Consider the following 22,004-nt stretch of genomic DNA (forward strand, 5'->3'; position numbering starts at 1 on the left):
GTCTCGATACACCTCCCCTCGCTAGCGCTCGTGGAGGCACTCGACCAGCGGTAGCTCCCGCTGGTCGAGTAGGCCGACCGGCGACGAAGGAGCCCGGTCGGACGTATCGAGACCACCCGGCAACGGCCCAGCGCGGGCCAACCCCCAGCGACCGCTTGGAGTGGTCTCGATACACCTCCCCTCGCTAGCGCTCGTGGAGGCACTCGACCAGCGGTAGCTCCCGCTGGTCGAGTAGGCCGACCGGCGACGAAGGAGCCCGGTCGGACGTATCGAGACCACCCGGCAACGGCCCAGCGCGGGCCAACCCCCAGCGACCGCTTGGAGTGGTCTCGATACACCTCCCCTCGCTAGCGCTCGTGGAGGCACTCGACCAGCGGTAGCTCCCGCTGGTCGAGTAGGCCGACCGGCGACGAGGGAGCCCGGTCGGACGTATCGAGACCACCCGGCAACGGCTCAGCGGCGGCCGTGGGGCGTCAGCCGACGTCGACCTGGTCGGCGTCGAGGCGGTCGAGGAGGTTGCGTCCGAAGCCGCGACCGATGGAGGCGAGGACGCCGTCCATGGCGGCCTTCACGGCCGGCTTCGCGAGCTTGCTGAGGGGGAGGTCGACGCGGACGGTGATCTCGATGTCGAGGCGGGTGCCCTGCGCGTGCGGGCTGAGGCCGTAGGAGCCCTCGACGGCGGCGCGTTCCTTGGCACCCTCGGGCGGGTCGTGCGTGAACGTGATGCAGCGCGGCTCGTCGGTCTCGATCAGCACCGTGAACGCCGGAGCGAGGCTGATGCCGAGGCCCGGGATCTCCTCCATGACCCAGCGCCAGTGGTCGCCGTCGACCTCGATGCGGCGGACGAGCGGGGTGAGCCGGGCGACCTCCGCGGGGTCGGTGAGGACGTCCCACACCTGCTGCTGGTCGGCCGTCACGACCGCCTCGGACGTGCGGGTGGCGGTGAACCAGGTCATGCACCGATCCTGCCCGCAGATCGGTCGTGGCGCGCGTCGGTGGGAGGATGCCGCCGTGGACCGTGTGCCTGTCGACCGTCGCCAGCTCGCCGCGCTGATGGCGTTGACGTTCTCGACGGGCGTGGTCGACGCGGTCTCCTTCCTCGGGCTCGACCGCGTGTTCACGGGCAACATGACGGGCAACGTCGTCCTGCTGGGCCTGGCGCTCACCGGCGCGGCGGGCCTGTCGGTGGTGGGAGCGTCGGCGGCGCTCGTCGGCTTCCTCGCGGGGACGGCCCTCGGCGGCCGGGCCCTGCGTGGGTCGAGCCCCGGGTGGAACGGTCGTGTGACGGCGCTGCTCGCGGTGGTCGCGCTCGTGCTGGGCGTCCTCGGGGCGGTGCTGCTCGTCGTCGAGCCGGTCGGCCGGGCGGCGCTCACGACGACCACGACGACGCTCGGCGTCGCCATGGGCCTCCAGGCGGCCGCGGCGCGGCGCGTGGCGGTGCCGGACGTGTCCACCGTGGCGGTCACGAACACGCTGATCGGCCTGGGCTCCGACTCCTCCCTCGGTGTGGGGCGGCCCGGGCGGCGGACGCTGCAGGCCGCGGTCGTCGTGCTGATCGTGCTCGGCGCGGTGGTCGGGGCCCTGCTGCTGCGCTGGCACGTGGTCGCCGGGCTGGCGGCGGCGTCCTTGGTGGTGGCGTCGGCGGCCGTGCTGGGTGGGTCCGAGCGACCCGCTCGGTAGCGTGGGGCCCATGCGTGTCCTCGTCACCGGCGGCGCCGGCTACATCGGCTCCCACACCGTCCTCACCCTCCTCGAGCAGGGCCACGACGTCGAGGTGGTCGACAACCTCGTCAACGGCAAGGCCGAGGCGGTGCGCCGCGTCGGCGAGCTCGCCGGGCGTGACGTGCCCCTGCACGAGGTCGACCTCACCGACGCCGCCGCGACCGACACGGTGCTGGCGCGCGGGTTCGACGCGGTCATCCACTTCGCGGCGCTGAAGGCCGTCGGCGAGAGCACCCAGAAGCCGCTCGAGTACTACGCGAACAACATGGGCTCGACGTTCACGCTCATGGACGCGATGCGCCGCCACGACTGCCGCACCATCGTCTTCTCCTCCTCCGCGACGGTGTACGGCGCGAAGGCGCCGGTGCCGTACGTCGAGGACTACGAGCCGCTCGACTCCTCGAGCACGTACGGGCAGACGAAGGTCATGACGGAGCGCATCCTCACCGACGTCGCCGCGGCGGACCCGGCCTGGCGGGTGGCGCTGCTGCGCTACTTCAACCCGGTCGGCGCGCACCCGTCGGGCCGCATCGGCGAGGACCCGCAGGGCATCCCGAACAACCTGGTGCCGTTCATCGCGCAGGTCGCGGTGGGCCGTCGCGACCGGTTGTCGGTCTTCGGCGGCGACTACCCGACGGCCGACGGCACCTGCGAGCGCGACTACATCCACGTGCAGGACGTCGCGGAGGGCCACGTGGTCGCGCTCGACGCGATCGTCGACGGCGAGGCCGGGGTGCACGTGTGGAACCTCGGCAGCGGCCAGGGCACGTCGGTGCTCGAGATGATCCACGCCTTCGAGCGCGCCAGCGGTCGCGAGATCCCGTACGAGGTCGTCGACCGCCGCCCTGGCGACCTGCCGGCGTTCTGGGCCGACCCGACGAAGGCGGAGCAGGAGCTCGGCTGGCGCACCTCGCGCACCGTCGACGACATGTGCCGCGACACGTGGACCTGGCAGTCGCAGAACCCGCAGGGGTACGACGCCTGACACCGACGGAGCCTCCCCGCTCCGGGACGACCTGCGACTGCGTCGGTGCGGGTGAGTCTCGACGTGGCCTCCGAAAGGGCCTCGACCGGAGCACGACCAGCGCCCCGCCCAAGCCCCCCGGGCCGCATTCGCAGTTTCGGTCACTTCCGGGTGATCCAGCCGCAGGAATCCCCCCGCAACTGTCCAACACGCGCGTCCTGACATCGACCTACGGAAGCCGGCGGGCCCGGGCGAGCCCCGCGCCCCTGCCCCGTCGAGGCCTCTCGGAGGCCACCCACACGAGAGGCCGCGGCAGCGCAGCCGCAGGCCCACGAGAACGTGACCAGCGCAGCCGCAGGAGTCAGGCCGCGGCCCTCAGACCCGACGCTGCGCGATCTGGTACAGCGCGATGCCCGCCGCGACGCCGGCGTTGAGCGACTCCAGGCTGGAGGCCATGGGGATGGAGACGATCTGGTCGCACGTCTCGCCGACGAGGCGGGAGATGCCCTTGCCCTCGCTGCCGATGACGACGACGAGCGGGCCGTCGGCGAGGTCGAGGTCGGGCAGGGAGACGTCACCGTCGGCGGCCAGGCCGACGACCATGAGTCCCGCCTCCTGGTACGCCTTCAGCTGACGGGTGAGGTTCGTGGTGCGGGCGACGGGCACGCGGGCGGCGGCGCCGGCCGACGTCTTCCAGGCCGAGGCGGTCATCTGCGCCGACCGACGCTCGGGGATGACCACACCGTGGGCGCCGAAGCCCGACGCCGACCGCACGACCGCACCGAGGTTCCGCGGGTCGGTCACGCCGTCGAGCATGACGACGAGCGGCGGCACGCCCTCCTCCTCGGCGCGCGCCAGCAGGTCGTCGGGGTGGGCGTAGTCGTAGGCGTCGAGCTTGGCCGCGACACCCTGGTGCACCGCGCCGCCCGTGAGCTTGTCCATCTCGACCCGCCCGATCTCGAGCAGCGACACGTGCTGCTCGGCGGAGAGCCGGAAGATCTCGCGGATGCGCTCGTCGCGTTCCGCGCCCTCGGCGATGTAGAGGCCGGCCACCGGCACGTTCGCGCGCAGCAGCTCGACGACGCTGTTGCGTCCGGCCACCCACTCCGGGCCGCCGTCGCTGCCCTTCCGCTTCGGCCGGGCCGCCTCGCGCTTGTCGGCGGCGCGCGCCATCTTGTACGCCTTGTGGTTGGGGCGCTCCTCCGCGCGCGGCGTCGGGCCCTTGCCCTCGAGCCCCTTGCGTCGACGTCCGCCGGACCCGGCCGTGGGGTTGCCCTTGCCGGTCTTCTTGATCGCGCCGCGGCGCTGGCTGTTGCCTGCCATGAGTCAGGTTCCCTTCACGGACCAGCGCGGACCCTGCGCCGTGTCCTCGATGTCGATGCCGGCCGCAGCCAGCTGGTCTCGGACGCGGTCCGCGGTCGCGAAGTCCTTCGCCGCGCGCGCCTCCTGGCGCTGCGCGAGCAGCGCCTCGACGAGCGGCGCGAGTGCCTCGTCGGCGGCCGACGTCGACGTCGCCGCCCAGTGCTCGGAGAGCGGGTCGAGCCCGAGCACGTCGAGCTGCGCCCGCACGGTGGCGAGCACCTCGCGCAGCGCCGTGGAGTCGCCGTCCGCCAGCAGCGTGTTGCCGCGCGTCACGTCGCCCTGCAGCACCGCGACCGCCGCCGGGACGCCGAGGTCGTCGTCCATGGCAGCCGCGAACGCCTCACCCACGTCGCCCGGCTCGACGTCGCCGCCCGCCGCCCGCACCGCCTCGTCGGCGCGCCGCACGAAGCCCTCGATGCGCTCGAACGCGACCGCGGCCTCCTGCAGCGACTCCTCCGTGAACTCGATGATCGAGCGGTAGTGAGCGGCCACGAGGTAGTAGCGCAGCGCGATGGCCGGCACCCGCTTGACGACCTCGCTGACCATCAGCGTGTTGCCGACGCTCTTCGACATCTTCGCGCCGCTCAGGTTCAGCATCGCGTTGTGCATCCAGAGCCGCGCGAACGGCTGGCCTGCGGCGCGGGACTGGGCGATCTCGTTCTCGTGGTGCGGGAAGCGCAGGTCGAGCCCGCCGCCGTGGATGTCGAACTCGGTGCCGAGGTACTTCGCGGCCATCGCCGAGCACTCGAGGTGCCAGCCCGGACGTCCGCGTCCCCAGGGCGTCGGCCACGACGCCGACTCCGGGTCGCCCTCCTTGTGGCCCTTCCACAGGGCGAAGTCGCGCGGGTCGCGCTTGCCGTCGGCCGGCGCGTCGGGCGCGGCCTGCATGTCGTCGACGTGCTGGTTGCTGAGCTCGCCGTACGCGGGCCACGACCGGACGTCGAAGTAGACGTCGCCCGAGCCGTTCTCCGCCGGGTAGGCGTGACCGCGCTCGATGAGCGTCTCCATGAGTTCGATCATCTCCGGCACGACGCCCGTGGCGCGGGGCTCGTACGTGGGCGGGCGGCAGCCGAGCACCTCGTACGCGGCGTGCAGGGCGCGCTCGTTCTCGTAGGCCACCGCGAACCAGGGACGTCCCTGCTCGCGACCCTTGGCGAGGATCTTGTCGTCGATGTCGGTGACGTTCGCGACGATGGTGACCTCGTAGCCGGCGCGCTCGAGCCAGCGTCGCAGGACGTCGAACACGACCTCCTTGCGGATGTGCCCGACGTGCGGCGGTCCCTGGACGGTGAGCCCGCAGTGGTAGATGCCGACCTTGCCGGGCACGACCGGGTCGAGGTCGCGCTGCTGCCGGGTGGCGGTGTCGTACAGGCGCAGGCTCACCCCGGAATCCTAACGGTCCGCGACCCCGGCCCCGACCAGACCGATTCGTCCCATCCGCCCCACGAGCCTCGGACGTCACCTACCCTCGGAGAATGCCTCTTCCCCGTCGGCATGCACCACGCCGCACCGTTCCCGCCGTCGCCGCCGTCCTGCTCGCGTCGCTGCTCGTCCCGACCTCGCCCGCGCAGGCCGCGTCGCAGTCGGCGAGCACCGTCCGCTGGGTCAGCGCGGCCCAGCTCCAGAAGGGCTCGTTCGACGGCGTCCGCGTCTCCGGCTCCGCCCTCGTGCTCGACTCGCCGAAGCGCCGCCAGACCTATCGCGACCCGTACAAGGGCCGCACCGCGACGTGGGCCTACGGCACGTGGACGTCGCCGTGGTCGTCGACGGGCTACTCCGCGCGTGCTCTCGTGCCGTCGTGGAGCGCGCGCACGCCCGACGACACGTGGCTGCGGGTCAAGGCCCGCGTGCGCCAGGGGTCGAAGGTCGGCAGCTGGGACACCGTCGCCATCTGGGCGAAGGGCGAGAGCGGCGTCTACCGCACGTCGGGCCCGTCGCAGACCGACGACCTCGCCCGGCTCGACACCGACACGGTGCGCGCGAACGGCTCGGGCACGTTCAGCCAGTGGCAGGTGCAGGTCGAGCTGCTGCGCCGTCCGACGTCACGTGCGACGCCGCGCGTCGAGTCGGTCGGTGGCGCCGCGTCGTCGTACACGACCCGACGCATCACGACGAGCCGCACGACGATGACGCGCACGACGACGCTGTCGGTGCCGACCTACTCTCAGATGACGCACCGCGGCCACCACCCCGAGTGGGGCGGCGGCGGTGAGGCGTGGTGCTCGCCGACCTCGGTGTCGATGATCCTGCGCTACTTCGGCTCCGGGCCGACGTCGCGCGAGCTGAGCTGGGCCAAGGGCTCCGACCGCCAGGTCGACCACGCCGCGCGCTACTCCTACGACTACCGCTACCAGGGCACCGGCAACTGGCCCATGAGCGCCGCCTACGCCAGCACCTACGGACTCGACACGTTCGTGACGCGGCTGTACGACCTCCGCGAGGCCGAGCAGTTCATCAAGGCGGGCATCCCGCTCGTCGCGTCGGTCGCCTTCGGCCGGGGCGAGCTGAGCGGAGCGCCGATCTCGTCGACGCCGGGGCACCTGATGGTGATCAGCGGGTTCACGCGCGACGGTCGCGTCATCGCCAACGACCCGGCCGGCGCCACGAACGCCGCGGTGCGCCGCACCTACGACCGCGCGCAGTTCGAGCGCGCGTGGCTCGGCGGCAGCGGCGGCATCGTCTACGTCGTCCGACCGGGCAACAAGGCCCTGCCGAAGGACAGCCCCCGCTGGTAGTCGGGCAGGATGCAGCCATGACCTGGCCCGACCTGCGCACCGGCATCGGCACCGACGTCCACCGGCTCGTCCGCGGGCGGCCGATGTGGCTGGCCGGGCTGGAGTGGCCCGGTGAGGACGCCGGCCTGGAGGGGCACTCCGACGGCGACGCTGCGTGCCACGCCATGGTCGACGCGCTGCTGTCGGCAGCGGGCCTCGGCGACATCGGGTCGCGCTTCGGCACGGCCGACCCGCGCCTGGCCGGAGCTTCCGGGACGACGTTCCTGACCGAGACGGTGCGCCTGCTCGACGAGGCGGGGTTCGCGGTGGTCAACGTGGCGGTCCAGGTGATCGGCAACGCCCCTCGGCTCGGCCCTCGCCGCGACGAGGCGCAGGAGCGCCTGACGGCCGTCGTCGGGGCGCCGGTGAGCATCTCGGCGACCACCACGGACGGTCTCGGCCTGACGGGGCGCGGCGAGGGCGTGGCGGCCGTGGCCACCGCGCTCGTCGCGCGACGCTGACCTTCCACACCTCCAGGAACGACGACGGCCCCCGCCCGGAGGGGCAGGGGCCGTCGGACCGAGTCGGGTCAGGAGGCGAGGACCTCGTCGAGCCGCAGCTCGGCCTTGTCCTCGTTGGTCTTCTCCGCGAGCGCGAGCTCGGAGACCAGGATCTGGCGCGCCTTGGCCAGCATCCGCTTCTCGCCCGCGGACAGGCCACGCTCGTGGTCGCGGCGCCAGAGGTCGCGCACGACCTCGGCCACCTTGAGCACGTCACCGGAGTGCAGCTTCTCGAGGTTCGCCTTGTAACGACGCGACCAGTTGGTCGGCTCCTCGACGTGCTCGGCGCGCAGGACGCTGAACACACGCTCGAGGCCGTCGGCGTCGACGACGTCACGCACACCGACCAGGTCGACGTTGCAGGCGGGCACACGGACGACCAGGTCGTTCTGGGCGACGATGCGCAGGACCAGGTAGTCGCGCTCTTCCCCCTTGATCGTCCGCTTCTCGATGTCTTCGATGACTGCGGCCCCGTGGTTCGGGTACACAACCGTCTCGCCGACAGTGAAAGTCATAAACGCGGCACCTTTCGTAGGTGACCAGTTTAACACGCGCCACGGACGGCCTTTTCAGCCGATCCTCGGGGTCGGGCGGTAGGTTCCGCCCCCGTCCGGACGCCCGGCCCGCACCCCGACGCGGCCACGGGCTCCGATATGCTCCGCACGACGACCCTCCTCGACGTAGAAGCAGGTGCCCGGTGTCCACCGTTCGCACGCGCCGTCTCACGGCCGCCACCCTGATGCTCACCGCCGCCCTCGGGCTCACCGCCTGCGGCACCGGTGGAAGCACCCAGACGAACCAGCAGTACCAGCCCGGCATCGGCGCGAACGTGCGCACCGGCGACGTCCGCCTGTACAACGCCCTCCTGGTCGCGAACACCGACGACACCTACGCGCTGTCCGTCGGGCTCCTGAACACCACCGACGAGGAGCAGACGCTCGAGTCGGTCACGGTCCGCCCGCTCGAGGGCTCCGGCTCCGTGACGGCCCAGCCGGCCCTGCCGGTCGAGCTGCAGCCCCGCCAGCTGTACACGCTGGGCCGCCTCGGCGAGGTCGCCGACATCGACGGCTCGTCGATCGAGCTCGGCCGCTACGCCCGCCTCACGCTGACCTTCTCCGGCGGCGACGAGGTCGAGATCGAGGCGCCGATCGTCGCCCGCACGTCGACCTACTCCGACGTCGCCGAGAAGCCGGTGAGCCCGGAGTCGTCGGCCACCCCGACGCCGAGCGCGAGCGCCAGCCCCACCGCCGGCAGCTGACCCCGCCGCACCTGGCGGCGACGTCGCCGGGTGCCACGGACGCACGAAGGGCCGTCCCGATCCTCACGGATCGTGGACGGCCCTTCGTCGTGCGACGAGGCGCGGCTCAGGCGCCGGGGGCGATCTCGCCGGTCACGAGGTAGACGACGCGACGTGCCATCGAGACCGCGTGGTCGCCGATGCGCTCGTAGTAGCGGCCGAGGAGCGCCAGGTCGATCGCCGGCTCGATGCCGTGCTCCCAGGTGCCGCCGAGCAGCGCGCGGAACAGGTCCTTGCGCAGGCGGTCCATCTCGTCGTCGGTGTCCTCGAGGCGGCCGGCCGCGTCGACGTCGCGGTTGGCGACGATCCGCGAGGCCGCGTGGATCATCTGGTCGGCCACGGAGGCCATGGCCATGATCGTCGGCTGGATGGCGACCGGGACGGCGACGTCGGGCATGCGCAGACGGGCGACCTTGGCCACGTGGACCGAGAGGTCGCCCATGCGCTGCAGGTCGGTCAGCATGCGCAGCGTGGCGACCAGCTGACGCAGGTCGGTGGCGACCGGCTGCTGGGTGGCCAGGAGCAGCAGGGCGCGCTCCTCGATCTCCTCGGTCGTCTCGTCGATCTGCTTGTCGCCGTCGATGACCTGCTCCGCGAGCGGGGCATCGGCGTTGAGGAGGGCGGCGGTGGAGGCGGCGACGGCCTTGCGGACGGTCCCGGTCAGCTGGACCAGGTCGTCGACGATGGTGTCGAGCTGCTCGTAGTACGCATCACGCATGCCCCCGACCCTAGAAGAAATCGGTGAACGATGAGCGACCCTCGGTGAACGAACCGTGAACAGCCGCGGAAAGCCGCACGTCAGAGGGGGTTCGCGCTCGGACCTCGGTGAACGGTGGGCCTAGCATCGCGGTGTGGACATCGACGCGGCCTACCTGATCGCCGGTGCCGTCGGCGCGGCCGTCGGGGCGGCGGTGACGTTCGTCTGGCTGTTCAGTGAACGGCGCCAGAACGCGGCTCCCGAGGAGCCGGCGCCGCTCGTGCCTCCGGGCGCCCAGGCGGTGCTCTCGGTGCTGTCGTCCACGACCGTCCTGCTCGACTCCTCCAACACGGTCCTCGAGGCCTCGGCCCAGGCGGTCGCCCTCGGCATCGTGCGCGACCGGCGCATCGAGCCCGACGAGATCCGCGCGATGGTGCAGCAGGTGCGCCGCGACGGGCAGGTGCGCGAGTCGAACCTGACCCTGCAGCGCCGACGGGGTCTGCCCGCGCACGTGTCGGTGCGCGTCGCCCCGCTCACGTCGCGGCTCGTGATCGTGCTCGCCCTCGACCGGACCGACCAGCAGCGCGTCGAGAACATCCGCCGCGACTTCGTCGCCAACGTCAGCCACGAGCTGAAGACGCCGGTGGGCGCGCTGAACCTGCTCGCCGAGGCCGTCGCCGAGGCGAAGGACGACCCCGAGTCGGTCGTGCGGTTCGCGTCGCGCATGCAGACCGAGAGCGAGCGGCTGACCCGCCTCGTGCAGCAGATCATCGACCTGTCCCGCCTGCAGAACGACGTCGCGAGCGACGACGCCACGACGGTCAAGGTCGAGGAGCTCGTCGCGGAGGCCTGCGAGCACTCGGCCACCGAGTCCGAGCGCAAGCGCATCGAGATCTCCCGCACGGTCGAGCCCGACCTGCTCGTGCACGGCGACCGGGCCCAGCTGCACGCAGCCGTGAGCAACCTGGTCGAGAACGCCGTCACCTACAGCCCCGAGGGCTCGCGCGTCGTGGTCACGGCCGCGCTCGCCGGCGACGACGTGCGCATCAGCGTCGCCGACAACGGCATCGGCATCGCCGGCCCCGAGCTCGAGCGGATCTTCGAGCGCTTCTACCGCGTCGACCCCGCCCGCGCCCGCTCCACGGGCGGCACGGGGCTCGGCCTGTCCATCGTCAAGCACGTGGCCGCCAGCAACGGCGGCACCGTCGACGTGTGGAGCGAGCCCGGCGCTGGCTCCACCTTCACGCTGGTGCTCCCGCAGTTCCAGCACGACCTCGATGAGGAGATCCCGTGACACGAGTGTTGGTCGTCGAGGACGAGACCAGCTACAGCGAGGCGCTGTCGTACGTCCTGCGCAAGGAGGGCTTCGACGTCGCGATCGCCGAGACCGGCCCGGACGCGCTCACGGAGTTCGAGCGCGGAGGTGCCGACATCGTGCTGCTCGACCTCATGCTGCCCGGGCTGCCGGGCACCGAGGTGTGCCGTCAGCTCCGTCAGACGTCGAGCGTGCCGATCATCATGGTCAGCGCGAAGGACACCGAGGTCGACAAGGTGGTGGGCCTCGAGCTCGGCGCCGACGACTACGTGACCAAGCCCTACTCGCCGCGGGAGCTGGTGGCCCGCATCCGTGCGGTGCTGCGCCGTGGCGCGGTGGAGGAGGTCGACGAGGACGGCGTCCTCGAGGCCGGCCGCGTGCGCATGGACGTCGAGCGGCACCTCGTGTCGGTCGACGGCGACACCGTCAAGCTGCCCCTCAAGGAGTTCGAGCTCCTCGAGTTCTTCCTGCGCAACCCGGGCCGCGTGCTGACCCGCGGCCAGCTCATCGACCGTGTGTGGGGCGCCGACTACGTGGGCGACACGAAGACGCTCGACGTCCACGTGAAGCGGCTGCGCGCGAAGATCGAGCCCGACCCGGGCAACCCGATCACCCTCACCACCGTCCGCGGGCTGGGGTACAAGCTCGACGCCTGACGTCGGCGCCCGCGAGCCGTCGCACCGTTCGGCTGCGCGAGGTCCTGGAGTCCGGCCCCTCCGAGGGTCCGGAGCGGCCGTGGCCCACCCGCTAGCGTGACTGCATGACCGGCGAGCGCGAGCAGAGGCGGCTGTTCCGACGGGCGATGCGCACGGGTCACGTGCCCGTCGGTCTCGACGGCCAGCGCTGGCTGCCCGTGGTGCGGCAGCGGGAGACCCTGTTGCGGCGTGGCCGGCCCGTGCAGGCTGCGCTCTGGGGCGTCGTCGTCGCGATGCTGGTGCTCGTCGTGGTCCTGGGTCTGCTGGGACCCGTCCCGGTGCTGGTCTGGACCGGGTCCGTGCTGCTGGCCCTCTCCGTGGTCTTCGCCCTGCTGCTCGACCGCGTCTGGGTACGCGCGAGACGCTCGGTCGGCGCACTGCTCGCCGATCTGGAGGGAGCGGACCAGCGCTGAGCGACCGCTCCTACGCCCCGGGCGGTCGCACCACGAGGAGGTCCCCGACCTGGCAGTCGAGCACGTCGCAGATCGCCGTCAACGTCGAGAACCGGATCGCCTTGGCGCGGTCGTTCTTCAGGACGGACAGGTTCGCGACACTCACACCGACGAGCGCGCTCAGCTGGGTGAGCGTCAGGCCGCGGGCGGCGAGCAGCTCGTCGAGCGCGCACGTGACGCGGTGCTCGAGCTCCGGGGGCATCAGACCAGGCCGTCGACGTCGCGCCGCAACGTCGACGCCGTCCGGACCGCCACCGCCCCGGCGCCGACCACGATCGCGGCGGCGAGCATGAGCAGGTCGGGTGAGGCCGACGGCTCGAGGTAGACCAGTGGAGGCAGGGCACCTGCCTCCAGCACCGTCTCCGTGGCGCGCGTGGGCAGGTCCAACCGCTCGATGAACGCCTCTTGGGCCGCTGCGTGCAGCACCGGAGCGAGGGCGCCGCCGAGGACGAGCGCCACAGCGAGGGCCGCGAACCAGACGTCGAGCCCTCGTCGCCAGAGGGTGCGGCTGATCCAGCGACGCAGGAGCACGAGCACGAGCAGGCAGGCCACGACGAGCGGGAGTGCCTCCAAGACCCGCGACGCACGTTCCAGGCGCGTCGGGCCGGTGAGGTCGCCCTGACCGGAGACCTGCACGGTCCTGAGGTCCTGCGAGACCAACGGCGCTTCTGGCTCGGCGAGCCCACCCGCGGCCTCCAGCGTCATCACGGCGTACGACGTCGTGGTTCCTGCCACCGCGTCAGTGACCTCGACGGTGTCAGGCGCGAGCGCGGAGCTCGCGGCTGCCAGGGCCGTCAGCAGCGCCACGAAGGCGACGACGATGCAGATCCACCACTGAAGGCGCGCGATGGCGCGATTGGTGTGCATGATCCAGAGCATATCGAATATCGATATGCCCTGTACGCGGTTTCGTTGACGTGACGACGTGGGAGAGGGCGTCAGCGACCCTGGTTCGCGACCGCGGCGATGGCGTCGGCTGCGGCGTCGGGGTCGAGGTACTGGCCACCCGGCGTGACAGGCTTGAGGTCGGCGTCGAGCTCGTAGACGAGCGGGATGCCGGTGGGGATGTTGAGGCTGACGACCTCGTCCTCGCCGAGGCCGTCCAGGTGCTTGACCAGGGCGCGCAGGGAGTTGCCGTGCGCGGTCACGAGCACGGTGCGACCGTCGAGCAGGTCGGGGACGATGCTGTCGTACCAGTAGGGCAGCATCCGGTCGAGCACGTCGGCCAGGCACTCGGTGCGCGGGAGCAGCTCGTCGGGCAGCGACGCGTAGCGCGGGTCGTCCGCCTGCGAGAACTCCGCGTCGTCCGCCAGGGCCGGCGGCGGCGTGCTGTAGGAGCGCCGCCAGGTCATGAACTGCTCCTCGCCGAACTCCTCCAGCGTGGCCTTCTTGTCCTTGCCCTGCAGCGCGCCGTAGTGCCGCTCGTTCAGCCGCCACGACCGCTTCACGGGGATCCAGTGCCGGTCGATGCCGTCGAGCACGATCTGCGACGTGCGGATCGCCCGGCGCAGCAGCGAGGTGTGCGAGACATCGGGGGTGATCCCGGCGTCGGCGAGCAGCCCGGCACCACGACCCGCCTCCTCCACACCCTGCTCGTTGAGGTCGACGTCGACCCAGCCGGTGAACAGGTTCTTCGCGTTCCACTCGCTGTGGCCGTGACGCAGGAGGACGAGCGTGTAGGTCATACGGCCAGCCTAGTGGTCACGCGGACCGTCCTCGACACCGTCCGACGTCGCGGGCAGCATGGGTCTTGTGCTGATCGCCCGTGCCGTGCTCGACCGGATCGCCGCCGGCGACGTGACCGTCCAGCTGCGGCGGTGGCGGCGGCCCACGGTGCGGGCGGGCGGCCGGCTGCGCACCGCCGTCGGCGAGCTCGCCGTCCACGCCGTCGAGCCGATCACGACCGCGCAGGTGACCGCCGACGACGTGCGCGACGCCGGGGCCGCCAGCCGGGAGGAGCTCCTGGCACCGTTGCGTGGTCGCGACGGCCCCCTGTACCGCATCCGCCTCGGGCTCGCCGGCGCCGACCCTCGGGTCTCCCTGCGCCAGGACGCCGACCTCGACGCGGCTGCCGTCAGCGAGATCCGCGACGCCCTGGCGGTGATCGACGCGCGCAGCCGCCGCGGCCCCTGGACGACCGAGCTGCTCCGCCTCGTGGAGCAGCACCCGGCCGCGCCCGCCCAGGTCCTCGCCGACCACGCCGGTCGCGAGAAGCCCCGGCTGAAGGCCGACGTGCGACGGCTCAAGGAGCTCGGGCTCACGGAGAGCCTCGACGTCGGCTACCGGGTGTCACCGCGCGGGCGGGCCTACCTCGACGCCCTCGCCGACGAGCGCCGCGGACCGTGAGGACCCCGGTCTCAGACGGTGCAGTCTCAGGCGGTGCGGGCTCAGGTGGGGGACTCGCGCCACTCCCCGTAGATCTGGTGCAGCGCCTGCACGTAGTCGTCCTGCGACTGCGGCCCGGCGAGGGTCCAGCGGTGCTCGACGACGACGTAGGGAAGCTGCGTGACGCCCAGCGACCGGGCGGTCTCGTCCTGCGTGCGCACGGCGTCGGCGTACTCGTCGCTGGCGAGCAGCGCGTCGGCCGTCTCGAGGTCGAGCCCGACCAGCGCCGCGCGGCTGGCGAGCACGAGCGGGTCGGCGACGTCGGCGCCCTCGAGGAGGTGGGCCCGCCAGAGCTGGTGGATGAGCTCGCGCTGCGCTCCCGGCGCCGCCTCGTCGGCCCAGGTCAGCAGCCGCCAGGCGTCGAGACTGTTCGCCTCCACCGCCTCGACGAGGTTCAGCTCGATGCCGCTGATCCGGGCGGCCGCGGTCACCTGAGCGTCGACGAGGTCGACCTTGTCCTCACCGCCGAGCCGCTCGGCCTGCACCTCGCGCAGAGCACGTCCTGAGCTCGGCGCATCCGGATCGAGCAGCCGGGCACGGAACGCGACCTCGACCGGCTCGCCGACGAGGATCGTGAACATGCCCGCCGCGCGCTCGAACCGGGTCGCACCCACGTAGGACCACGGGTCGGTCACGTCGCAGAACACGGTCGCCTTCACCCGACCCAACCTACGCTGACGGCGAAGGTGCGCGAGCGATCTCCCACCCTTGACCCCACGGCCGATGCAGGATGCTGCGTTCGTGTGCGGGAGGGTCGAGGATGATGCGTTCGCTACGGGATCCCGTCGGGGACGCAGCGGCGTTCGACCTCGCACGCGCGAACGCAGAGTCTTGCACGCCGTCGGGGTGGGGAGACGGATGTCTCTGCGTTCGTGTCGCCAGGGCAACGCGAACGCAGACAGATCCGTGCGGCCAGCGCAGCAGCAAGGTCACGCCGACCCAGCCCCCAGCTCTCAGCCCTTCGGCCGCAGGTGCGCGAAGGCGGCGAGGTTCGCGGTGGACTCGCCCCGCGCCTCGCGCCATTCCCACTCCTTGCGGATCGAGGAGGCGAAGCCGAGCTCGAGGATGGTGTTGAAGGAGTCGTCGGAGGCGGCGAGCACCGACCCGAGCAGCCGGTCGATCTCCTCGTGGGTGACGGAGGCGAGGGGGAGGCGGCCGTCGAGGTAGATGTCGCCGGCGGAGTCGATGGCGAAGGCGACGCCGTAGAGCTTGAGGTTGCGCTCGAGCAGCCAGCGGTAGACGCCCTCGTGGTTCTCGTCGGGGTTGCGGGCGACGAAGGCGTGCACGCCGAGGGAGTGCCGGTTGACCTCCAGCCGCGTGGTGGTCTTGAGCTTCCGCTCGCCCGGCAGGTCGACCTCGACGACGGTGAGCCCGTGGCGCACGTGGTCGAGGCCGGCCTGCGCGACGGCGTCGAGGATCACCTCGAGCGCGTGCCGCTGGTCGGTCGTCAGGTCGTCACTCACGCTCGCTCACCCGTCCTTCCGTCCGGCGCGGGCCGCGGTGGCGCGCGCGTACACCTCGAGCACCCGGTCGACCGTGGCGTCCCAGCCGAAGCCGGACGCGTGCGCGACGGCCTTCGCGCCCAAGTCGTCGCGCAGCGCGCGGTCGGTCAGCAGCGGGTGCAGGGCGTCGGCGTAGTCGTGCGGGTCGTGCCCGTCGACGAGGACGCCGCTGACGCCGTCGGCGACGGCCGTGGAGAGGCCGCCGACGCGGGCTGCGACGACGGGCGTCCCGCAGGCCTGCGCCTCGATGGCGACGAGCCCGAACGACTCGTTGTGCGACGGCACGCACACGACGTCGGCCGCCGCGTACCAGGAGGCCAGCACGTCCTGGGTCACCGCCGGCTCGAGCCGGACGACGTCGGCGATCCCGAGCTCGGCGGCCAGGTCGACGAGCGACGTGGGCCGGTCGAGGCCGCTGCCGGACGCTCCGCCGACCACCACGACCTGCAGCCGGTCGCGCAGGGCGGGGTCGCGGAGGAGGAGGTCCGCCGCGGCCCTCAGCACCACGTCGGGCGCCTTCAACGGCTGGATGCGGCCGGCGAACAGCAGCACGGCCGCGTCGGGGCGCAGACCGAGGGCCGCGCGGGCCTCGTCGCGGCTGCCCGGACGGAAGCGTTCGAGGTCGACGCCGGGGTGCACCACGTCGACCCGGGCGGGGTCGGCCGCGTAGAGGTCGAGCAGCTCGCGGCGCTCCTCCTCGGTGTTCGCGACGAGACGGTCGGCGAGGCGGACGATCTCCTCCTCGCCGACGACGCGGCCGATCGGCTCGGCGCGGTCGCCCTCGGCGAGGTGGGCGTTCTTGACCTTGGCCATCGTGTGCATGGTGTGCACGAGTGGGACCGCCCACCGCTCGGCCGCGACGGTGCCGACCTGCCCGGACAGCCAGTAGTGGCTGTGCACGAGGTCGAAGTGGTGGGGGCCCTGCTCGACCTCGGCGCGCAGCACGTCGCGCACGAACCCGCAGAGCTGGCTGGGCAGGTCGTCCTTGGTGAGGCCCTCGAACGGACCGGCGGTCACGTGGCGCACGACGACACCGGGCGACGCCTCGACCGCGGGCGGGAGGTGCCGCGACGTGGCCCGCGTGAACACCTCGACCTCGACGCCGCGGGCCGCGAGCCGTCGCGAGAGCTCGAGCACGTACACGTTCATCCCACCCGCGTCGCCGCTGCCGGGCTGCTCCAGGGGCGACGTGTGCGCCGAGAGCATGGCCACGCGGCGCGGCAGCGGGAAGGAGGTCACCGCACCATCTTGGCCCGGCCCGCCCAGCGGCGCAGCGCTCCCCCTCCGCCGACGGGTGCCGCGCCGCGCGTCCGAGCGGGTGGGACGATGGGCGCATGGTCGAGTCGAGCCCGAGCACCGTCCGTCCCGTCGCCGTCGTCACGGGTGCCAGCAGCGGCATCGGGGCCGCGTCGGCCCGTCACCTCGCGCGCGCCGGCTACCGCGTGGTGTGCGCCGCGCGCCGGGTCGAGCGGATCGAGGCGCTGGCCGCCGAGATCGACGGCGTCGCCGTGCCGTGCGACGTCACCGACGCCGACCAGGTGGCCGCGCTCGCCGAGGCGGCGGGACCGGCCGTGAGCCTGCTGGTGAACAACGCCGGAGGCGCGATCGGTCTCGATCCCGTCGAGTCGGCCGACCCTGACGACTGGCGCGCCATGTACGAGACGAACGTCATCGGCACGCTGCAGGTCACCCGCGCGCTGCTGCCGGCGCTCGAGGCGAGCGGGGCCGGCACAGTGCTCAACATCGGGTCGACGGCCGGCCGCATCGCCTACGAGGGCGGCGGTGGGTACACGGCTGCCAAGCACGGCGTGGCCGTGATGACCGAGACGCTGCGTCTGGAGCTGCTCGGGCGTCCGGTGCGGGTGTGCGAGGTCGCGCCCGGCATGGTGCGCACGGAGGAATTCGCGCTCACCCGCTTCGACGGCGACGCCGACCGCGCCGACGCCGTGTACCGGGGCGTCGACGAGCCCCTCACGGCCGACGACGTCGCCGACGTGGTCGCCTGGGTGGCCACCCGGCCCCAGCACGTCAACGTCGACCTCGTGGTCGTCAAGCCGATCGCGCAGGCCTCCCAGCACAAGGTGCACCGCACCTCCTGACCTCGCCGCCCCGCAGCGGGAGAGGACGCACGAGGGCCCCGCACCAGTCGGTGCGGGGCCCTCGTCGTCGAGCGGGTGTCAGTGCACGACGACGGGCGCGCGACCCTCGTCGTCGAGCAGGTGCGACGCCTCGCGCTTGCGCGGCATGAACGCCACCGGGACGAGAGCGACGACGATGAGCGCGAGCGCCACCAGGTAGGTGTGGTGGAACGCGTCAGCCATGTCCTGCAGGACCGTCGCCTGGAATCCGTCACCGAGGCGCTGCGCCGTCTCCAGCGCGGCAGCCGGCGGCTGCGTCCCGGCACGCTCGGCGTCGGCGATGGCCTGACCGGCGACCACGGCTGAGGAGTCCTTGAAGCCGTTGGTCAGCAGCACCGTCATTACGGCGATGCCGATCGAGCTGGCGACCTGCTGCACGACGTTGATGAGCGTCGAGCCGCGGGCGACGTCGTGCGCCTTGAGCGTCTTCAGCGCCGACGTGAAGATCGGCATCATCGTGCCGCCCATGCCGAGGCCCATGATGAACAGCCACGCCATGACGTGCCAGAGCGGCGTGCTCGGGTCGGTGCTGGCGGACAGGCCGACCACACCGACGATGATGCCGACGAAGCCGAACGGCACGATGCGGCCGACCGGCATGCGGTCCACGAGCGTGCCGGCGATCGGCATGGTCAGCATGGCGCCGATGCCCTGCGGCGCAACGAGGAAGCCGGCCTTCAGCACGCTCTCGCCCCGCACCTCCTGGAAGTACGTCGGCACCAGCAGCAAGGTTCCGAAGAACGCGCCGACGAACAGGAACATCGTGATGGTGGCGACGGCGAGGTTGCGGTCCTTGAACAGGCGCAGGTCGAGCAGCGGGTGCTTCGGCTTGAACGCCCACAGCACGAAGCTGACGATGAGCAGCGCGCCGATGATCGCGGGCACGAGCACCCGGGTGGACTGGACCGTGCCGGTCTCCGGGATGGAGGAGACACCGAACAGGAACAGCGCGAGGCCGGGCGACATGAGCAGCATGCCCACGACGTCGAACGACTCGCTCGGTTGGGCGCTGTCCTTGGGCAGGATCCGCCAGGCGTAGACCAGCGCGGCGATGCCGAGGGGCAGGTTGATGAGGAAGATCCAGTGCCACGAGGCGAACTTGATCAGGAGCCCACCGAGGATCGGGCCCATGATCGGGCCGAGCAGCATCGGGACACCGAGGATCGCCATGAGGCGGCCCATGCGGTGCGGGCCCGCCGCCTTGGTCATGATCGTCATGCCGAGCGGCATGAGCATGCCGCCGCCGAGACCCTGGAGCACGCGGAACGCGACGAGCGACTCGATGCTCCAGGCGGAGGCGCAGAGGACGGAGCCGATCGTGAACAGCGCGATCGCGGTCATGTACAGACGCTTGGTGCCGAAGCGGTCGGCTGCCCAGCCGGTGAGCGGGATGACGGCCGCGAGCGCCAGGGTGTAGCCGGTGACCGACCACGCGACCGTGGAGAGCTCGGTGACGTCGAAGGCCTTCTGGAACGTCGGCAGGGCGACGTTGACGACGGTGATGTCGAGGATCGACATGATGGCGCCGAGCACGACGACGCCGGCCACCTTCAGGATGTCGGGGGTGATGCGGTCGTCGTCGGGGACCGACGACGTCGCACCACCGGCGCTGGTGGTCGTTTCAGACATGGGGTTCCTTACTTCTCTGCCGCTCGCAGAGCATCGCTCTCGAGGATCTGGCCGAGGACCCGGTGCAGGTCCTCGGCGTGGTCGGGGTGGAGCCGTTCGGCGACGACCCGCAGGGCGCGGCGCTTGTGCTCCAGCTGCTGGTCGACGGCGTCAAAGCCGCGCTTCGTGAGGCCGACGAGCTTCACGCGACGGTCGTCGGGGCTCTCGTGCCGCTCGAGCGTGCCGAGCTTCACGAGCTGGTCGACGGTGCGACCGGCGGCCGCGACCGAGAGGCCGATCGACGTCGCGATCTCGTTGATCGCGAGAGGTCGGTCGGCGAGCGCCACGGTGAACATGGCGCGGGCCTGCGTCATCGACAGGTCGAGCTCGACCAGCTGGTCGAGCCCCTCCGCGTGCACGCAGCTCATGAGGCGCTGGACGAACAGCTCGAGCCGCTCGTACACGTCGTTCCTGTCGGTGGTCACCGCACGATGCTAACGCAGACGCAACCATTGCAGCAACGCGATGATTGTGACGTGCATCTATTTCTGGACGCTACCTCAACGCTGGTGGCAGGAGCACACCCACGGGGCGACTAGACTTCTCGAGGCCGCACTCCGTGCCAGGCCCGTCGACGCGCTCGGTCCGAGCGCTCCCACTCATCCAGCGCGAGGAACTTCCTGCATGTCCAGCCGCCGTCACGATCTGCGCAACGTCGCGATCGTCGCCCACGTCGACCACGGCAAGACCACCCTGGTCGACGCCATGCTCCAGCAGCAGGGTGCCTACGCCGAGCACCAGGAGGTCACCGACCGAGTCATGGACTCCGGTGACCTCGAGCGCGAGAAGGGCATCACCATCCTCGCGAAGAACACCGCCGTCCGCTACGAGGGCCCCGGCGCCCCCGAGGGCGGCGTCACCATCAACATCATCGACACCCCCGGCCACGCCGACTTCGGTGGCGAGGTCGAGCGCGGCCTCTCGATGGTCGACGCCGTGGTGCTGCTCGTCGACGCGTCGGAGGGGCCGCTGCCCCAGACCCGCTTCGTGCTCCGCAAGGCCCTCGCCGCGAAGATGCCGGTGATCCTGGTCGTCAACAAGGTCGACCGTCCCGACTCGCGCATCGCCGAGGTCGTCGACGAGACCTACGACCTGTTCCTCGACCTCCTGCCCGACGACGCCGGCGACGACGCGCTCGACTTCCCCGTCGTGTACGCGTCGGCGAAGGCCGGTCGCGCCTCGCTCGAGCAGCCCGCCGACGGCGGCCTGCCCGACAACGACAACCTCGTCCCGCTGTTCCAGACGATCCTGGACGCGGTGCCGGCCCCCGAGTACACCGAGGGCGCGCCGCTGCAGGCGCACGTCACCAACCTCGACTCCTCGCCCTTCCTCGGCCGCCTGGCGCTCGTGCGCGTCAAGGAGGGCACGCTCAAGAAGGGCCAGCAGGTCGCGTGGATGAAGCGCGACGGCTCGACCGAGCGGGTCAAGATCACCGAGCTGCTCGTCACCGAGGCGCTCGAGCGCAAGCCCGGCGAGTCGGCGGGCCCCGGCGACATCGTCGCGATCGCGGGCATCTCGGAGATCAACATCGGCGAGACGCTGGCCGACCCGGAGAACCCGGTCGCCCTGCCGCTCATCCACGTCGACGAGCCGGCCATCTCGATGACGATCGGCACGAACACGTCGCCGCTCGCCGGCCGCGAGAAGGGCACGAAGGTCACCGCCCGTCTCGTGAAGGACCGTCTCGACTCCGAGCTCATCGGCAACGTGTCGATCCGGGTGCTCCCGACCGACCGCCCCGACGCGTGGGAGGTGCAGGGTCGCGGCGAGCTGGCCCTGGCGATCCTCGTCGAGCAGATGCGTCGTGAGGGCTACGAGCTCACGGTCGGCAAGCCGCAGGTGGTCACGAAGGAGATCGACGGCAAGCTGCACGAGCCGGTCGAGCGCCTGACCATCGACGCGCCCGAGGAGTACCTCGGCACCATCACGCAGCTGCTCGCGGTCCGCAAGGGTCGCATGGAGCAGATGATCAACCACGGCACCGGCTGGGTCCGGATGGAGTTCCTAGTGCCGGCTCGCGGCCTGATCGGCTTCCGCACCGAGTTCCTGACCGACACCCGCGGCACGGGCATCGCCCACCACATCTCCGAGGGCTACGAGCCGTGGTTCGGCGACATCTCGACCCGCCCGTCGGGCTCGCTGGTCGCCGACCGGGCCGGCGCGGTCACGTCGTTCGCGATGACCAACCTGCAGGAGCGCGGCGTGCTGTTCGTCGAGCCTGCGACCGAGGTCTACGAGGGCATGATCGTCGGCGAGAACTCCCGTGACGACGACATGGACGTCAACATCACCAAGGAGAAGAAGCAGACCAACATCCGCTCGGCGACGTCGGACAACTTCGAGAAGGTCATCCCCCCGAAGAAGCTGTCGCTCGAGCAGTGCCTGGAGTTCTGCCGCGAAGACGAGTGCGTCGAGGTGACCCCCTCGCACGTGCGCATCCGCAAGGTCATCCTCAACGTCTCCGAGCGCGCCCGCGCCGCGAAGTCGCGCCGCTGACCTGCCGCACCCGCCCGACGGGGCGTCTCCCACCCGG

The 22,004-nt window shown here is 71.7% G+C and carries 24 protein-coding genes; 11 read left to right on the forward strand and 13 right to left on the reverse strand.

Annotation, left to right across the window (positions count from 1 at the left end; genetic code table 11):
* Positions 1-473 precede the first annotated feature (473 nt).
* Entirely contained in the window at positions 474-956 is a 483-nt protein-coding gene (locus AC3WRM_RS17195) for an SRPBCC family protein (protein WP_492249806.1), read from the reverse strand.
* A gap of 55 nt (positions 957-1,011) precedes the next feature.
* On the opposite strand from AC3WRM_RS17195, the gene AC3WRM_RS17200 reads away from it, so the two are divergent.
* Together AC3WRM_RS17200 and galE are read left to right on the forward strand one after the other, a co-directional pair.
* Entirely contained in the window at positions 1,012-1,680 is a 669-nt protein-coding gene (locus tag AC3WRM_RS17200) for a YoaK family protein (protein ID WP_492249807.1), read from the forward strand.
* Between the two features lie 10 nt (positions 1,681-1,690).
* Positions 1,691-2,707 carry a UDP-glucose 4-epimerase GalE gene (galE, locus tag AC3WRM_RS17205; protein ID WP_492249808.1) on the forward strand — a complete coding sequence of 339 codons (1,017 nt, stop codon included), beginning with the start codon at positions 1,691-1,693 and terminating at the stop codon, positions 2,705-2,707.
* 354 nt (positions 2,708-3,061) lie between these two features.
* Here galE and rlmB read toward each other — a convergent pair whose 3' ends face one another.
* Together rlmB and cysS are read right to left on the reverse strand one after the other, a co-directional pair.
* A complete protein-coding gene (gene rlmB / locus AC3WRM_RS17210) occupies positions 3,062-4,009 on the reverse strand; it encodes a 23S rRNA (guanosine(2251)-2'-O)-methyltransferase RlmB (RefSeq protein WP_492249809.1) in 948 nt (315 codons plus the stop codon).
* A 3-nt stretch (positions 4,010-4,012) separates the two neighbouring features.
* Positions 4,013-5,431, reverse strand: a complete 1,419-nt coding sequence (gene cysS, locus AC3WRM_RS17215; RefSeq protein ID WP_492249810.1) for a cysteine--tRNA ligase — start codon at positions 5,429-5,431, stop codon at positions 4,013-4,015.
* 92 nt (positions 5,432-5,523) lie between these two features.
* On the opposite strand from cysS, the gene AC3WRM_RS17220 reads away from it, so the two are divergent.
* Together AC3WRM_RS17220 and ispF are read left to right on the forward strand one after the other, a co-directional pair.
* Positions 5,524-6,783 carry a C39 family peptidase gene (locus tag AC3WRM_RS17220; protein WP_492249811.1) on the forward strand — a complete coding sequence of 420 codons (1,260 nt, stop codon included), beginning with the start codon at positions 5,524-5,526 and terminating at the stop codon, positions 6,781-6,783.
* A gap of 17 nt (positions 6,784-6,800) precedes the next feature.
* A complete protein-coding gene (gene ispF, locus AC3WRM_RS17225) occupies positions 6,801-7,283 on the forward strand; it encodes a 2-C-methyl-D-erythritol 2,4-cyclodiphosphate synthase (protein WP_492249812.1) in 483 nt (160 codons plus the stop codon).
* 68 nt (positions 7,284-7,351) lie between these two features.
* Here the strand turns inward: ispF and AC3WRM_RS17230 are convergent, their stop codons facing one another.
* A complete protein-coding gene (locus AC3WRM_RS17230; RefSeq protein ID WP_067853874.1) occupies positions 7,352-7,837 on the reverse strand; it encodes a CarD family transcriptional regulator in 486 nt (161 codons plus the stop codon).
* Positions 7,838-8,019: 182 nt separating this feature from the next.
* Between AC3WRM_RS17230 and AC3WRM_RS17235 the strand changes: the two genes are divergently transcribed.
* Positions 8,020-8,580 carry a hypothetical protein gene (locus AC3WRM_RS17235; RefSeq protein WP_492249813.1) on the forward strand — a complete coding sequence of 187 codons (561 nt, stop codon included), beginning with the start codon at positions 8,020-8,022 and terminating at the stop codon, positions 8,578-8,580.
* A 106-nt stretch (positions 8,581-8,686) separates the two neighbouring features.
* Here the strand turns inward: AC3WRM_RS17235 and phoU are convergent, their stop codons facing one another.
* Entirely contained in the window at positions 8,687-9,337 is a 651-nt protein-coding gene (gene phoU, locus AC3WRM_RS17240) for a phosphate signaling complex protein PhoU (protein ID WP_492249814.1), read from the reverse strand.
* A gap of 133 nt (positions 9,338-9,470) precedes the next feature.
* Here phoU and AC3WRM_RS17245 point away from each other — a divergent pair, with 133 nt between their 5' ends.
* From AC3WRM_RS17245 to AC3WRM_RS17255, 3 genes are all read left to right on the forward strand, one after another.
* Positions 9,471-10,610, forward strand: coding sequence for a sensor histidine kinase (locus AC3WRM_RS17245; protein ID WP_492249815.1), 1,140 nt, complete (start codon positions 9,471-9,473; stop codon positions 10,608-10,610).
* Positions 10,607-11,287, forward strand: a complete 681-nt coding sequence (locus AC3WRM_RS17250) for a response regulator (RefSeq protein WP_067853862.1) — start codon at positions 10,607-10,609, stop codon at positions 11,285-11,287. Before AC3WRM_RS17245 ends, AC3WRM_RS17250 begins: the two co-directional genes overlap by 4 nt.
* A gap of 104 nt (positions 11,288-11,391) precedes the next feature.
* A complete protein-coding gene (locus AC3WRM_RS17255; protein WP_492249816.1) occupies positions 11,392-11,739 on the forward strand; it encodes a hypothetical protein in 348 nt (115 codons plus the stop codon).
* Between the two features lie 10 nt (positions 11,740-11,749).
* Here AC3WRM_RS17255 and AC3WRM_RS17260 read toward each other — a convergent pair whose 3' ends face one another.
* From AC3WRM_RS17260 to AC3WRM_RS17270, 3 genes are all read right to left on the reverse strand, one after another.
* On the reverse strand, positions 11,750-11,980 hold the full coding sequence (locus tag AC3WRM_RS17260) for a helix-turn-helix domain-containing protein (RefSeq protein ID WP_492249817.1): 231 nt from the start codon (positions 11,978-11,980) through the stop codon (positions 11,750-11,752).
* Positions 11,980-12,645, reverse strand: coding sequence for a hypothetical protein (locus AC3WRM_RS17265; RefSeq protein WP_492249818.1), 666 nt, complete (start codon positions 12,643-12,645; stop codon positions 11,980-11,982). The genes AC3WRM_RS17260 and AC3WRM_RS17265 overlap by 1 nt, the downstream gene beginning before the upstream one ends.
* A gap of 71 nt (positions 12,646-12,716) precedes the next feature.
* Positions 12,717-13,463 carry a phosphoglyceromutase gene (locus AC3WRM_RS17270; protein WP_492249819.1) on the reverse strand — a complete coding sequence of 249 codons (747 nt, stop codon included), beginning with the start codon at positions 13,461-13,463 and terminating at the stop codon, positions 12,717-12,719.
* A gap of 67 nt (positions 13,464-13,530) precedes the next feature.
* Between AC3WRM_RS17270 and AC3WRM_RS17275 the strand changes: the two genes are divergently transcribed.
* On the forward strand, positions 13,531-14,124 hold the full coding sequence (locus AC3WRM_RS17275) for a hypothetical protein (protein ID WP_492249820.1): 594 nt from the start codon (positions 13,531-13,533) through the stop codon (positions 14,122-14,124).
* 41 nt (positions 14,125-14,165) lie between these two features.
* Here the strand turns inward: AC3WRM_RS17275 and AC3WRM_RS17280 are convergent, their stop codons facing one another.
* The 3 genes from AC3WRM_RS17280 to mshA all read right to left on the reverse strand — a co-directional run bounded on the left by AC3WRM_RS17280 (position 14,166) and on the right by mshA (position 16,904).
* Positions 14,166-14,822: a DsbA family oxidoreductase gene (locus AC3WRM_RS17280; protein WP_492249821.1), complete on the reverse strand. Its 657-nt coding sequence runs from the start codon at positions 14,820-14,822 to the stop codon at positions 14,166-14,168.
* Between the two features lie 294 nt (positions 14,823-15,116).
* A complete protein-coding gene (locus tag AC3WRM_RS17285; RefSeq protein ID WP_492249822.1) occupies positions 15,117-15,626 on the reverse strand; it encodes a type III secretion system chaperone family protein in 510 nt (169 codons plus the stop codon).
* A 6-nt stretch (positions 15,627-15,632) separates the two neighbouring features.
* Positions 15,633-16,904, reverse strand: coding sequence for a D-inositol-3-phosphate glycosyltransferase (gene mshA / locus AC3WRM_RS17290; RefSeq protein ID WP_492249823.1), 1,272 nt, complete (start codon positions 16,902-16,904; stop codon positions 15,633-15,635).
* A 95-nt stretch (positions 16,905-16,999) separates the two neighbouring features.
* Between mshA and AC3WRM_RS17295 the strand changes: the two genes are divergently transcribed.
* A complete protein-coding gene (locus AC3WRM_RS17295) occupies positions 17,000-17,764 on the forward strand; it encodes an SDR family NAD(P)-dependent oxidoreductase (RefSeq protein WP_492249824.1) in 765 nt (254 codons plus the stop codon).
* 78 nt (positions 17,765-17,842) lie between these two features.
* Here the strand turns inward: AC3WRM_RS17295 and AC3WRM_RS17300 are convergent, their stop codons facing one another.
* Both AC3WRM_RS17300 and AC3WRM_RS17305 read right to left on the reverse strand, forming a co-directional pair.
* Positions 17,843-19,432 carry a DHA2 family efflux MFS transporter permease subunit gene (locus tag AC3WRM_RS17300; protein WP_492249825.1) on the reverse strand — a complete coding sequence of 530 codons (1,590 nt, stop codon included), beginning with the start codon at positions 19,430-19,432 and terminating at the stop codon, positions 17,843-17,845.
* An 8-nt stretch (positions 19,433-19,440) separates the two neighbouring features.
* Positions 19,441-19,896 (reverse strand): MarR family winged helix-turn-helix transcriptional regulator, encoded by a 456-nt coding sequence (locus AC3WRM_RS17305; protein ID WP_492249826.1) that lies wholly within the window; start codon positions 19,894-19,896, stop codon positions 19,441-19,443.
* A gap of 199 nt (positions 19,897-20,095) precedes the next feature.
* Here AC3WRM_RS17305 and typA point away from each other — a divergent pair, with 199 nt between their 5' ends.
* Positions 20,096-21,967 (forward strand): translational GTPase TypA, encoded by a 1,872-nt coding sequence (gene typA, locus AC3WRM_RS17310; RefSeq protein WP_492249827.1) that lies wholly within the window; start codon positions 20,096-20,098, stop codon positions 21,965-21,967.
* The last annotated feature ends 37 nt before the right edge of the window (positions 21,968-22,004 follow it).

The sequence above is a fragment of the Aeromicrobium sp. EU05-FHT14F07 genome (assembly GCF_058790455.1).

Excerpts from the sequence above, each read along its gene's own strand:
- AC3WRM_RS17295 (WP_492249824.1), top strand. The coding sequence starts at position 17,000 with ATGGTCGAGTCGAGCCCGAGCACCGTCCGTCCCGTCGCCGTCGTCACG.
- AC3WRM_RS17195 (WP_492249806.1), bottom strand. The coding sequence starts at position 956 with ATGACCTGGTTCACCGCCACCCGCACGTCCGAGGCGGTCGTGACGGCC.
- AC3WRM_RS17270 (WP_492249819.1), bottom strand. The coding sequence starts at position 13,463 with ATGACCTACACGCTCGTCCTCCTGCGTCACGGCCACAGCGAGTGGAAC.
- rlmB (WP_492249809.1), bottom strand. The coding sequence starts at position 4,009 with ATGGCAGGCAACAGCCAGCGCCGCGGCGCGATCAAGAAGACCGGCAAG.
- ispF (WP_492249812.1), top strand. The coding sequence starts at position 6,801 with ATGACCTGGCCCGACCTGCGCACCGGCATCGGCACCGACGTCCACCGG.
- AC3WRM_RS17230 (WP_067853874.1), bottom strand. The coding sequence starts at position 7,837 with ATGACTTTCACTGTCGGCGAGACGGTTGTGTACCCGAACCACGGGGCC.
- typA (WP_492249827.1), top strand. The coding sequence starts at position 20,096 with ATGTCCAGCCGCCGTCACGATCTGCGCAACGTCGCGATCGTCGCCCAC.
- AC3WRM_RS17220 (WP_492249811.1), top strand. The coding sequence starts at position 5,524 with ATGCCTCTTCCCCGTCGGCATGCACCACGCCGCACCGTTCCCGCCGTC.
- AC3WRM_RS17265 (WP_492249818.1), bottom strand. The coding sequence starts at position 12,645 with ATGCACACCAATCGCGCCATCGCGCGCCTTCAGTGGTGGATCTGCATC.
- phoU (WP_492249814.1), bottom strand. The coding sequence starts at position 9,337 with ATGCGTGATGCGTACTACGAGCAGCTCGACACCATCGTCGACGACCTG.
- AC3WRM_RS17300 (WP_492249825.1), bottom strand. The coding sequence starts at position 19,432 with ATGTCTGAAACGACCACCAGCGCCGGTGGTGCGACGTCGTCGGTCCCC.
- AC3WRM_RS17255 (WP_492249816.1), top strand. The coding sequence starts at position 11,392 with ATGACCGGCGAGCGCGAGCAGAGGCGGCTGTTCCGACGGGCGATGCGC.
- AC3WRM_RS17260 (WP_492249817.1), bottom strand. The coding sequence starts at position 11,980 with ATGCCCCCGGAGCTCGAGCACCGCGTCACGTGCGCGCTCGACGAGCTG.
- galE (WP_492249808.1), top strand. The coding sequence starts at position 1,691 with ATGCGTGTCCTCGTCACCGGCGGCGCCGGCTACATCGGCTCCCACACC.